The following is a 12,161-nucleotide window of genomic DNA, read 5'->3' on the forward strand; positions in this document are numbered from 1 at the left end:
TGGCTTTTATTTAACGTAGGTTCATATTAACTGTTGGTCAATATTGAATAAGTCTTTAAATTAGACCGTGTTATTCCAGGATTTATTACAGACTCAATGCCTATTTAGCGGTATTATTTCTTTTCACTTATTAACGTATTGATAACTTCTTCACCAATTAAACATGATAAGAAAAACTTTACCAGTTCTGATTGGCACTCTATTGTCATCGACGCTCGCTTTCGCTGACGTTTCCCTTGAAATCAAAGGGCTAGATGGAGCGCTTGAGGATAATGTTGATGCTTATCTGAGTGCGATCCCTGAAGAAGAGTATTCGGTTTCACTAAGATTCCAATCCCGCTTGGAATCTATGATTAAAGAAGCCCTGAATGCGTTAGGCTACTACCACCCTAAAATCACATTTACTCACTCCGAAGATGATACCGAAATGACCGTTACGGTTGAGCCGGGAGAGCCTGTTGTTATTTATACTTCAGATATCGTTCTGACGGGTGAAGCCAAGGATGACCCAGACTTTTTAGCTTTGATAGCGAAGAGTAACCTGTCTAAAGGTTCGACTCTGAATCATGGTAATTATGACTCTTTGAAATCGTCGATCCGCAACCTTGGCTTAGCGAAAGGCTACTTCGATGGGGCTTATGATCTTAGTAAGCTAGAAGTCGCTCCTGAATTGAACCGCGCTTATGTTCGTCTTCATTACAACAGTGGTATCCGTTATCACTTTGGCACAACTACTGTGACGGGCAGTCAAATTGAAGATGACAAAGTTCAATCCCTCAAGCCGTTTGAAGATGGCGAACCTTACTCAATCACCAAAGTCGGCGAGTACAACCAAAACTTGTCGAATACGGATTGGTTCTCCTCGGTATTTGTTGAGCCAGATTTAAGCCAGTTAGGCGAAGGTCGAGAAATCCCGATGAAGGTTAGCCTTGCTCCGCAAGCTCGTAACCAAATCGAAACGGGTATCGGTGTCTCAACCGACCTTGGTGTGAAAGGCACTCTCAAATGGAAAAAACCTTGGGTTAATGATCGAGGCCATAGCTTTAATAGTAGCTTGTCGATCTCGAAGCCTGAGCAGACGATCACGGCAGCTTATAAAATCCCATTGGATGACGTACTTAATGACTACTACCAAGTTAAGTATGGTATGAAGAATTTGGATAATCGTGATACCAAGAGTTTGGAATCAAACTTAGCGCTAGAAAGATATTGGCGTCTGGATAATGGCTGGCAACGCACGGTGTTCATTCGATACTTGGTCGAAAACTATGAGCAAGGTTTGCAGGATGACTTGGCGCAATTTGTGCTGCCGGGTATTGCTTTCTCACGCACTCGAACACGAGGTGGTTCGATGCCGATGTGGGGCGACAAACAAACCATTATGTTTGAAGCTGCTGATGATACCTTGTTATCTGCAACTAAGGTTGTCCGTTTTCAAGGTCAAACCGCTTGGATTCGAAGCATTGGCGACAATCACCGAGGCTTAACTCGACTTCAATTTGGCGGCAACTTTGCTGACGAGTTTGATAAGCTATCTCCCTCCCTAAGATTCTTTGCTGGTGGTGACAATAGCATTCGTGGTTATGGTTATGAGTCGATCTCTCCTCGAGATGAAAGTGGTGCACTAACGGGTGCAAAATTCATGGCAACCAGTTCGTTTGAATACCAATACCGCTTGGTTGGAAACTGGTGGGGAGCGGCATTCTACGACATTGGTGATGCATTTAATGATAAACCTGAATGGAAACACGGCACTGGTGTCGGTGTTCGTTGGGCGTCACCTGTTGGTCCAGTGAGTTTAGATTTTGCTTGGGGTCTAGATGCAGCAAAAGGTGATGAGTTCCAGTTACACTTTAGTTTAGGGCCAGAATTATGATCAAAGTGATGGGCAAATTCATTAAGTGGACGTCGATCTCATTGACGTCTATTTTGCTGTTGTTGGTAGCCCTGCTAGGTTTTGTTTTGTTCACCAACCCAGGGTTGAACACTGTGCTGTGGGGTGCTGAAAAAGCATTGCCACAACTTAAAGTGGAAAGCACCAAAGGGGCACTTTTTCCAAGTTTTACGCTTAATAATGTCCAGTTCAAAGATGATAGCCTTCATATCGACACCAAGGTTAAAAAGCTGAACTTGGCTATTAATCCTCGCTGTCTGCTCGACCCTAAGCTGTGTGTCGATCGTTTAGCGATTCAAGGGTTGGACTTCGCATTTACTGAGCTGCCTCCTGCCTCTACAGAAGAAACAGAACCGACTCCGCCCGTAACATCGGTAAAAACACCGCTGCCAATCGTAATCAACCGTATCGCTTTATCTGATATCAAGTTGAATATCTTAGGGCATGAAATTGAATGGAGCCTGTTCTCTACGGCTTTGAGCATGCAGGGCGAGAAGCTAACGGTATCGCCAACATTATTCAATGATCTTAAGGTTAAACTCGCGGAGTCGACAGAAGAACCGCAAGCAGAAAAGGTTGAGCCAGAAGCTACCGAGAAAACGGCTATTGAATTGCCGGAAGTCTGGATTCCTTTACAGGTTGTGTTGGAGCGTTTTGATCTTAACCGTTTCACCTTAGAACAAGAAACACCAATCGTTGTGAACCACCTTGGGCTAGAAGCTCGCGCGGGCAAACACACGGTTGATGTTTCAACTCTCGAACTCGATATGCCACAAGCCAGTGCAAACCTAACGACTAAGGTTGAGCTCAAGAGCGGTTATCCGTTAGAACTTTCTTTGGATGCGTTAGTGAAAGAAACCGACCTTGCTGGTCAGAAGTTGTCTCTGAAAGCACAAGGCAGCGTGGCTAAGCTAAACCTAGATTCCCAATTTTCTGAGCTGATTGAGGCAAAGTTGTCTGGGGATATCGAACCCTTAGAGCCGACTTTACCATTTGACCTTCTTTTAGAGGGCGGGCAAGCGCAATGGCCCCTTACCGGAAAAAGCGATTACCAAGCGACAATTGAGCAATTCAAAGCTGATGGCTCACTAGATGGTTTCAATGTTCTTCTTAAAGGTGAAGCCGATGGTAAGGAAATCCCTGAATTAGCCATCGATCTACAGGGTAAAGGCACGACGGAACAAATTGAGCTCGAGCGTCTAAATCTCAACACGCTAGGCGGTGAGCTTAACGGCGTCGTTAAAGCGAATTGGAAGAGTCTCGTTAACTGGCAAGCTGACGTGACACTCAAAGACATTCAGCCGGGCCTGCAATGGCCAGAAGCCGAGGGTAACATTAGTGGAAGCATCGTCACCTCTGGTGAGTTGACGGAAGCGGGCGGCTGGGCGATTGAACTGCCTAAATTGGATATTGAAGGGATCTTGCGAGAATACCCTCTGGATATCGAAGGTCAGTTGTCAGCGTCGGATCGCAGCGCGAGCGGTGAACCAAAACTGAAAACCAGTGGTTTGAGCTTAGCTCACGGTGTTAACTCGATTAAGGCTCAGGGTGAGCTTGATAAGAAATGGGATATGGGCGTTGAGATTAATTTCCCTGAGCTTGTAAAAAGCGTCCCTGATTTGAAAGGTAAAGTGATTGGTAACATCCAGCTCAGTGGTCCAACGAAAGAGCCTGAAGTCGATCTCGCTCTAAATGTGGATAAGGTAGATTGGAATAACGAAGCAACACTAGAATCCTTGTCGCTTAATGGTTCTGTGGTTCCTCTGCCATTGCCTGAAGCTCAAGCTGATCTTGAATTAAAAGCTAACAACCTAACCTATCAAGATCAGAGCGTAGAAAGCATTGATCTCACGGTGAGTGGTGGTGAGAAGAAACACACAGTGACACTTGATGTGATATCCGACATCGTGTCTACAAGCTTAGCTATTTCCGGAGAGTTGATTCAAAAGCCTTCTCTTATTTGGGATGGGTCGTTAGATAGAGTCAAAATCACCACTCAGCAAGGCCCTTGGGTATTAGACCAACCTGTCGCGATAAAGGCGGATGTTGATAAACAGTTTGCCGATGTTCAAGCGCACTGTTGGAAACAATCGGGTTCGAGCGTGTGTTTGGATGAAGACGTTCGTGTCGGAAAATCGGGTGAGGCCAAGGTAGCCATCAATCAATTCGATTTCGATCAGATTAAAGCCTTTGTGCCTAAAGAGACGCAATTACAGGGCTTAGTCAATGCGACCGCTCATGCTAAGTGGTCTGAACAAGGTGAGCCTGAGGTTACGGTAAGCGTTGATATGCCGAAAGGTCAGGTTGTTCAACAAGTGGGTGAGCCAATTACACTGGGTTGGGAAAGCGTTGCATTGAATGCCCAACTGAAAGACAACAAACTGGATGCCGACTTTAAGTTGGATGTTTCCGACAATGGTGACCTGTCTGGCACGGTGTCGTTACCGAATATTCTTGCCGAAGACAAAATGGTCGATGCAGCAATTAAGTTGACCACGTTCCATCTTGATTTCTTACAACCCATTCTAGGTGAATACAGCCTATTGAAAGCCGACCTGGAGAGTGATCTTCAAGTTAAAGGCTCTTTGATGCACCCTCAAGTCTTTGGTCAGTTCTCGGTTGATGGTATTCAAGTGAAAGGCGATGTTACGCCTGTTGATGTGAAAGATGGCCGCATTGACCTCGACTTTGATGGTTATAGTGCAAAACTGGATGCGAATGTCGAAACGCCTGATGGTCACCTTGATATTGAGGGAACCGGAGATTGGCAAGATCTTACAGCATGGCACTCTAACGTTAGAGTTTTCGCTGATGAGTTGATGGTTGATATCCCACCTATGGTTAAGGTGAAAGTCGTGCCTGATATGACTATTGATGTCACACCAGAACTGGCGAAAATTACCGGTGATATTGCCTTACCATGGGGACGCATTGTTGTTGAAGACTTACCACCATCAGCGGTTGGTGTCTCTTCTGATCAGGTTATCTTGAATAAAGATCTAGAGCCAGAAAACGAAGATACGATCCCATTCAATGTGATGACCAACATTAATATCTCCATTGGTGATGATTTTAAATTGTCTGCCTTCGGTCTTGAAGGTGATTTGGTCGGTAAGCTCAACGTGGCTCAAAAAGACCAAGGTCCATTTATTACAGGTGAAGTGAACATCGTCGATGGTACTTACCAATCATTCGGCCAAGACCTCTTAATCGAAGAGGGTAAGATTCTAATGAATGGTCCACCGGATCAGCCGTATGTAGCCATCAACGCGATTCGTAATCCTGATAATACTCAGGATGATGTGACTGCAGGTATTCGAGTGACAGGCCCTGCGACAGAGCCGACCATCGAGATTTATTCTGACCCCGCGATGCCACAAGCGAACGCGCTGTCTTATATTTTGCGTGGCCAAGATATCGACGGTGAGTCGAGCGGTTCGATGACAACGACCTTAATCGGTTTGAGTTTGGCGAAGAGTGGTAAGGTTGTTGGCGAAATCGGTGAAGCCTTTGGTGTACAGGACTTGCAACTGGATACCGCAGGCTCTGGCGATGATTCTCAAGTGACGGTAAGTGGTTACATCCTGCCTGGTTTACAGGTGAAGTATGGTGTGGGTATCTTCAACTCTTTAGGTGAGTTTACCGTTCGTTATCGACTGATGCAGGATCTTTATGTTGAAGCCGTATCGGGCCTAGACAGTGCTGTAGACCTTCTCTATCAATTTGAATTCGAGTAAAGCAGTTTGAATTGTAGTCGCTCTGATTTTATCCATTGGTTGGAATGCAAATAGAATGGCTCATGGAGGGCGTATGCAGCATCTTGTTTTTGTTTATGGAACCTTGAGACAAGGTCAGTCCAATCACCACTATTTAAAACAGTGTGAGTGTTTAGGACGGTTTGACACCCCTGAGGAATACGCACTTTTTGATTTAGGTGCCTATCCAGCGATGATTTTTGGAAAGAAAAGTGTCGCTGGTGAGGTCTATATCATTAACGACGAAATTTTAGAGTCGCTCGATCGGCTAGAAGATGTTCCTGTTGAGTATCGTCGCGAGCAAATAGAGACTATATTTGGATTAGCATGGGTATATTTGTATCAGCTTGATCTAACAGCTAATAAAGAAATACTTTCGGGTAACTGGTGTAAGCGGAGCAACGCTTAGTCGCTATATATTCTGAGTTATCAAACAAAAAGCCAGCATGTGAATTGAAGTGACCCCGTAAAGTTGGACATTTCTGTTAAGCGGCTTTCAAGGCCTGAGTTCGATATTCTATCGGAGTCAGGCCTTTTAGTTTCACTTTTATACGTTTGGTATTGTAGTACTCGATGTATTCTTTAATCTGCTCTATCAGAGCATCTGCATCTTCAAAGCTTTGGTTGTGATACATCTCGGTTTTGAGTAAAGCAAAAAAGTTTTCAGCAACAGCATTATCCAAGCAGTTACCTTTTCTCGACATGCTTTGCGTTAACCCACTCTCCGCTACCTTTTTCTGATACTGTCGATGGCGATATTGCCAACCTTGATCGCTATGTATAATTGGCTTTGAGTTGGGTTTAAGCGTTGATATAGCTTCCGTCAGCATATCTGTGACAAGCGGCAAGCAGGCATTTTTGGCCACTCTATAAGCAACCACCTCCTGAGTAAACAAGTCGACAACGGGAGATAAGTATACTTTCTGCTCTTTGACTTTGAACTCCGTGACATCAGTTACCCACTTTTCATCGGGTTGAGTCGCACTAAAATCTCTTTCAAGAACGTTGGGAGCAGCTTTTCCTGACTCTCCTCGGTATGAACGATACTTTTTAATCCTGACCGTCGATTTAAGGTTGAGCTGAGCCATAAGCCTTTGAACCGTTTTGTGATTAAGCACGAACCCCTGATTCTTTAGTTCCAAGTGAATACGGCGGTAGCCGTATCGCCCCTTATGTTCATGATAAATTGACTTTATCAACCGCAGCTCACGTTCGTAGCTATTTTGGCGCTTGCTCGTTTGAGCCTGATAATAAAAGACACTTTTTGCCAACTGTAGAGTGTGCAGTAAGTGCTTTAATGGGTACTTGCCTTTAAGAGTTAGAGCTATGACCGCTTTTTCTTTGTTCGACGGTTTTTTTTCTGCTCCAACTCTTCCAACTTTTTTAGAACGGCATTCTCGGTTCGTAAGTAGACCAACTCCTCTTTTAGCTCCTCAAGTGTCATTTCATTATCAGGCTTAGTGGTACGTTGAGGTTGCTGTTTCATTGAGGGTCTTCCTTTCTGGCGCATTTCGAGCCCCTTGATACCGAGCTCATTAAATCGTTTAAGCCAGACAGAGAGTATTCCAGGGGATGAGAGGTTTAATACAGCGCTAGTGTGCGTGAGAGACCATTCATTCGTCCACATTAAATTCAATGCTTTTCGTTTTGTTTGAGCAGTCGCGGCATGATTAGTTGGTAAAAATGAATCAGTACCATGGATGGCAAAGACTTGAGCCCAATACCGTATCTGCCTTGAAGAAATTGAATATTGTTTTGCTAAGTAGAGAGATGACGTGCCATCTAAGTATTGCTTAGCAATGATACATTTTAGCTCTCGGCTATATTTGGACATAAAAAGACCCCCAATAATTGGTGTCCAACTATTGGGGGTCAGTTCAAATGCTGGCTTTTTTAATGACGCTATTTTGATAAATGAACGAGAGGTTTAGTCTCGGTTCAGCTCAAGAAACTCTTCTACTTTGCGAACCATGTCTGTTGAACCAACAAAGAAAGGTACACGTTGGTGCAGTTCAGTTGGTTTGATATCCATGATACGTTGAGCACCGTCTGAAGCGATGCCGCCCGCTTGCTCCATAAGGAAAGCAATTGGGTTGCACTCGTAAAGCAGGCGCAGTTTACCTTGAGGGTGACTTTGCGTGCTTGGGTACAAGTAGATGCCGCCTTTCAGCAGGTTACGGTGGAAATCTGAAACTAGAGAACCGATGTAACGTGATGTGTAAGGGCGGTTGTCGCTTGGCTCATTCTCTTGGCAGTACTTGATGTACTTCTTAACACCCGTAGGGAAGCGGATGTAGTTACCTTCGTTGATTGAGTAAATCTTACCTTCGTCTGGAATCATCATGTTTTCATGAGATAGGCAGAAGGTACCCAGTGATGGGTCGTAGGTGAAGCCATTTACGCCAGCACCTGTTGTGTATACAAGCATGGTTGAAGAACCGTAAATCACGTAACCCGCGGCTACTTGCTTGTGTCCTGGCTGTAGGAAATCTTCTTGTGTTGGTGGAGTACCGATCGGTGATACTCGACGGTAGATAGAGAAAATTGTACCAACCGATACATTCACGTCGATGTTTGAAGAGCCATCAAGTGGATCCATCAGTACAACGTATTTTGCGTTTTTGTTGAGCTCTTTATTGAAGGCGACAGCTTCGTCTTCTTCTTCACTTGCAACACCACAAACTTGGTCACGAGCTTCTAGAGCCGCTTTAAATTTGTCGTTCGCGTAAAGGTCTAGCTTTTGTTGCTCTTCACCTTGCACGTTGTCTGTACCAACAGCGCCAGTGATGTCGACTAGGCCAGCCTTGTTGATCTCACGGTTAACAATTTTTGCAGCAAGTCGAATAGACGACAAAAGGGATGATAGATCACCGCTTGCATGGGGGAAGTCACTCTGTTTCTCAACAATGAACTCACCAAGGGTGCGCATCTCAGACATGTTATTTCCTTAAACTTCTCTCAATATTAGGGGGGATTTGAGCACTGTAGATTCGGCCTCTTGAGTGGGCTTTATTCATCTAGACGCTTACCTAAATTCTAAAGGTTAGATCTTTTTAATGGTAATGAACTAAGCGACACAGATCTCACTTACTATGTCGACTCAATTTGTTTTGCATTGCCGCTCGCTTTTAATCGCCATTTAATGATAATGAGTGCAAGCCGTTTTAATTAGGCATCGTTTATTTAGCCAAGCGTTTGGAAGCAATTTATGCATATTCATATCTTAGGAATTTGTGGCACCTTCATGGGTGGTGCTGCGGTATTGGCTCGTCAATTAGGTCACAAGGTTACGGGTAGTGACGCGAATGTTTACCCACCAATGAGCACCTTGTTGGAATCACAAGGGATTGAAATTATTGAAGGGTTCGACCCTAGCCAATTAGAACCAAGGCCAGATCTCGTGGTTATCGGTAACGCAATGAGCCGCGGTAATCCGTGTGTTGAGTATGTGTTGGATAACAACCTTAGATACACCTCTGGTCCCCAGTGGTTGCAAGAGTTCCTGCTGCATGACCGTTGGGTGTTAGCGGTATCGGGAACGCACGGTAAGACCACGACATCAAGCATGTTGGCTTGGATCTTGGAAGACTGTGGCTATGCACCGGGCTTCTTAGTTGGCGGAGTGTTGGGTAACTTTGGTATCTCTGCTCGCCTTGGTGAAAGTATGTTCTTCGTGGTAGAAGCCGACGAATACGACAGTGCTTTTTTCGATAAACGATCTAAGTTCGTTCATTACCACCCAAGAACCTTGGTGATGAATAACCTAGAGTTCGATCATGCGGACATCTTTGACGATCTTGAAGCGATTAAGCGACAATTCCATCATTTGGTGCGTACTGTGCCAAGCAATGGTCGCATTTTCTCACCTAAGCAGGATACCGCTATTCAAGATGTTTTAGCTCGCGGTTGCTGGAGCGAAACTGAATCGAGCGGCGAACTTGGCGATTGGGATGCTAAGAAACTGGTTAAAGATGGCTCCAAATTTGAGGTCTATTTCCAAGACGAATGTGTTGGAACCGTAGACTGGGATTTGGTTGGCGATCATAACGTAAGTAATGCCTTGATGGCGATTGCGGCGGCAAGACATGTTGGTGTGACACCCGACTTAGGATGTGAATCACTGGCGACTTTCATTAATACCAAGCGTCGTTTGGAGTTTAAAGGCGAAGTGGCAGGTGTTTCTGTCTATGACGATTTTGCTCATCATCCTACAGCGATTGAACTTACTCTGGGTGGCTTACGTAATAAGGTCGATACGAAAAAAATCATTGCTGTTTTAGAGCCTCGTTCTGCCACCATGAAGCGTGGTGTGCATAAAGAAACCTTGGCTGATTCGTTGAAGCAGGCGGATTCTACCTACTTATTCCAACCGGATAACATTGATTGGTCAGTTCAAGATGTTGCAGACGCTTGTCACCAACCTGCACACGTGAGTGATGACATGGATGCATTCGTTGCTAGAATTGTCTCAGAGGCACAAGCGGGCGACCAAATCTTAGTAATGAGTAATGGTGGCTTTGGTGGTATTCACCAGAAATTGTTGGATGCGTTGGCACTCAAAGGCTAACGGCATCCACGACCTTATATTTTGAAGTAATTGAGAACATGACAAAACACGATAAAGCTATAACCCTCGCTTTCACTGGCGCATCCGGTGCGCCTTATGGCCTGCGTTTACTTGAATGCCTTTTGGCAGCCGATTATCAGGTCTACTTGCTGATTTCATCGGCAGCGCGAGTGGTATTGGCGACCGAGCATGAACTTAAGTTACCTGCTGGGCCAGATGCAGCGAAACAAGCTTTGGTTAAACATCTTGGCTGCGATCCTGAAAAGCTGGTGGTGTGTGGCAAAGATGATTGGTTCTCGCCGGTTGCCTCTGGTTCAGCTGCACCGAAGCAGATGGTCGTTTGTCCATGTTCCGCGGGAAGCTTGGCTTCGATTGCACATGGCTTGTCGGACAACCTGATTGAGCGAGCAGCAGATGTGGTCATGAAAGAGCGAGGCCAATTGTTGTTGGTGGTTCGTGAGACGCCATTTTCTACGTTGCACTTAGAGAACATGCACAAACTTTCGACCATGGGCGTGACGATCATGCCTGCAGCTCCGGGTTTTTATCATCAACCTAAGTCAATTGAAGATCTGGTCGACTTTATGGTGGCGCGTATTCTCGATCACCTTGGTATCGAACAAGGTTTAGTGCCACGTTGGGGCTACGATCAACGTAATTGATCTAAACTTGATAGCTTATTGTTAAAAATCAAATTACAATTCTGAACACTCATCGGGGAGCGAACCATTCAAATAATGAATGCTAGCTGAGATCAAGCAGATGCTTGGGACCCGTAAACCTGAACCAGATAATGCTGGCGTAGGAATTGAGTTAGGAACAACCTCTACCGTTCTCCTCCCTCAAACCTGTGCCGCTCAGACCATGGAGAGCGTCCAGTGAAATTCACATTAACTACTCTTGCTGTTACTACAGCTATTTCTTTTTCTGCCTTTGCTGCAGACAACACTTTGACCGTATACACCTATGACTCTTTTGCTGCGGATTGGGGCCCTCGTCCTGCCGTTGAAAAAGCATTCGAAGAGAAGTGTGGTTGTGATGTGAATTTTGTCGCTCTAGAAGACGGCGTGTCTATCCTGAACCGTTTACGTCTTGAGGGCGGAAACAGCAAAGCCGATATCTTGCTCGGTCTCGACAACAACCTGATGGCTGAAGCGAAAGCGACGGGCTTATTGGCTGAGCATAATGTTGATACTTCATCAGTAACACTGCCTAATGGTTGGAACGACAGCACTTTTGTACCCTATGACTTTGGCTACTTTGCTTTTGTTTACAACAAAGAGAAGTTGGCAAACCCACCGAAGAGCCTTAAAGAGTTGGTTGAGCAGCGTGATGATCTCAAGGTTACCTACCAAGACCCACGTACATCAACACCAGGGCAAGGCATGATGCTTTGGATGAAATCAGTATACGGTGATGAAGCGACAGCAGCATGGAAGAAGCTTGCTCAGAAAACAGTGACTGTAACCAAAGGCTGGTCTGAAGCTTACTCAATGTTCCTAGAAGGTGAGTCGGATTTAGTGTTGTCTTACACAACGTCTCCGGCTTACCACATTATTGCTGAGAGCGATTCTAAGTACGCAGCAGCAAGCTTCGAAGAAGGGCATTACACTCAAGTGGAAGTGGCCGCTAAGGTTAAAGGCAGCAAGAACGAAAAGCTTGCTGATGAGTTTATGGCGTTTATCCTAAGTGATGAATTCCAATCGGCGATGCCAACAGGTAACTGGATGTACCCAGTGACGGATGTTGAGTTACCAAAAGGGTTTGAGCAACTTACAGTTCCTCAGAAAGCGCTGAGCTTTAGCTCAGAAGAGATCGCCGAGAAGCGTAAGCCTTGGATTCGTGAATGGCAGAGTGCACTTACTTTTTAATTTGCTTTTAAAAAATTAGCGTTCTAACTTTCTGTATTTAAAGGTTTGTTCGAGATTAACTGAGCGAACCATTT

General features: G+C 45.1%; 9 protein-coding genes and 1 riboswitch. Of the genes, 6 read left to right on the forward strand and 3 right to left on the reverse strand.

Annotation, left to right across the window (positions count from 1 at the left end):
- The first annotated feature begins 163 nt into the window (after window positions 1-163).
- From tamA to OCV20_RS01715, 3 genes are all read left to right on the forward strand, one after another.
- Complete coding sequence (gene tamA / locus OCV20_RS01705) at window positions 164-1,876, forward strand: autotransporter assembly complex protein TamA (RefSeq protein WP_048618639.1); 1,713 nt, start codon at window positions 164-166, stop codon at window positions 1,874-1,876.
- The gene (gene tamB, locus OCV20_RS01710) at window positions 1,873-5,631 is read left to right on the forward strand and encodes an autotransporter assembly complex protein TamB (RefSeq protein ID WP_048618641.1); all 3,759 of its coding nucleotides are present in this window, start codon (window positions 1,873-1,875) and stop codon (window positions 5,629-5,631) included. Before tamA ends, tamB begins: the two co-directional genes overlap by 4 nt.
- A 73-nt stretch (window positions 5,632-5,704) precedes the next feature.
- Window positions 5,705-6,058 (forward strand): gamma-glutamylcyclotransferase family protein, encoded by a 354-nt coding sequence (locus OCV20_RS01715; RefSeq protein WP_086775419.1) that lies wholly within the window; start codon window positions 5,705-5,707, stop codon window positions 6,056-6,058.
- Between the two features lie 76 nt (window positions 6,059-6,134).
- Here OCV20_RS01715 and OCV20_RS01720 read toward each other — a convergent pair whose 3' ends face one another.
- The 3 genes from OCV20_RS01720 to fbp all read right to left on the reverse strand — a co-directional run bounded on the left by OCV20_RS01720 (window position 6,135) and on the right by fbp (window position 8,587).
- Entirely contained in the window at window positions 6,135-6,977 is an 843-nt protein-coding gene (locus tag OCV20_RS01720; protein ID WP_108721729.1) for an IS3 family transposase, read from the reverse strand.
- Window positions 6,974-7,483: a helix-turn-helix domain-containing protein gene (locus OCV20_RS01725; RefSeq protein WP_086774936.1), complete on the reverse strand. Its 510-nt coding sequence runs from the start codon at window positions 7,481-7,483 to the stop codon at window positions 6,974-6,976. The genes OCV20_RS01720 and OCV20_RS01725 overlap by 4 nt, the downstream gene beginning before the upstream one ends.
- Before the next feature lie 93 nt (window positions 7,484-7,576).
- Window positions 7,577-8,587: a class 1 fructose-bisphosphatase gene (gene fbp / locus OCV20_RS01730; protein WP_017097551.1), complete on the reverse strand. Its 1,011-nt coding sequence runs from the start codon at window positions 8,585-8,587 to the stop codon at window positions 7,577-7,579.
- A gap of 270 nt (window positions 8,588-8,857) precedes the next feature.
- On the opposite strand from fbp, the gene mpl reads away from it, so the two are divergent.
- From mpl to thiB, 3 genes are all read left to right on the forward strand, one after another.
- Window positions 8,858-10,216, forward strand: a complete 1,359-nt coding sequence (gene mpl, locus OCV20_RS01735; RefSeq protein WP_048618646.1) for a UDP-N-acetylmuramate:L-alanyl-gamma-D-glutamyl-meso-diaminopimelate ligase — start codon at window positions 8,858-8,860, stop codon at window positions 10,214-10,216.
- Window positions 10,217-10,254: 38 nt separating this feature from the next.
- On the forward strand, window positions 10,255-10,878 hold the full coding sequence (locus tag OCV20_RS01740) for a flavin prenyltransferase UbiX (protein WP_016787846.1): 624 nt from the start codon (window positions 10,255-10,257) through the stop codon (window positions 10,876-10,878).
- A 43-nt stretch (window positions 10,879-10,921) separates the two neighbouring features.
- Window positions 10,922-11,041, forward strand: a riboswitch (TPP riboswitch).
- A gap of 53 nt (window positions 11,042-11,094) precedes the next feature.
- Complete coding sequence (gene thiB, locus OCV20_RS01745; protein ID WP_086775226.1) at window positions 11,095-12,087, forward strand: thiamine ABC transporter substrate binding subunit; 993 nt, start codon at window positions 11,095-11,097, stop codon at window positions 12,085-12,087.
- The last annotated feature ends 74 nt before the right edge of the window (window positions 12,088-12,161 follow it).

The sequence above is a fragment of the Vibrio coralliirubri genome (genome assembly GCF_024347375.1).
Classification (GTDB): domain Bacteria; phylum Pseudomonadota; class Gammaproteobacteria; order Enterobacterales; family Vibrionaceae; genus Vibrio; species Vibrio coralliirubri.

What these genes read in the sequence shown, in the direction of transcription:
- tamA (WP_048618639.1), top strand. Translation starts at nt 164, where the DNA reads ATGATAAGAAAAACTTTACCAGTTCTGATTGGCACTCTATTGTCATCG.
- tamB (WP_048618641.1), top strand. Translation starts at nt 1,873, where the DNA reads ATGATCAAAGTGATGGGCAAATTCATTAAGTGGACGTCGATCTCATTG.
- OCV20_RS01715 (WP_086775419.1), top strand. Translation starts at nt 5,705, where the DNA reads ATGCAGCATCTTGTTTTTGTTTATGGAACCTTGAGACAAGGTCAGTCC.
- OCV20_RS01725 (WP_086774936.1), bottom strand. Translation starts at nt 7,483, where the DNA reads ATGTCCAAATATAGCCGAGAGCTAAAATGTATCATTGCTAAGCAATAC.
- fbp (WP_017097551.1), bottom strand. Translation starts at nt 8,587, where the DNA reads ATGTCTGAGATGCGCACCCTTGGTGAGTTCATTGTTGAGAAACAGAGT.
- mpl (WP_048618646.1), top strand. Translation starts at nt 8,858, where the DNA reads ATGCATATTCATATCTTAGGAATTTGTGGCACCTTCATGGGTGGTGCT.
- OCV20_RS01740 (WP_016787846.1), top strand. Translation starts at nt 10,255, where the DNA reads ATGACAAAACACGATAAAGCTATAACCCTCGCTTTCACTGGCGCATCC.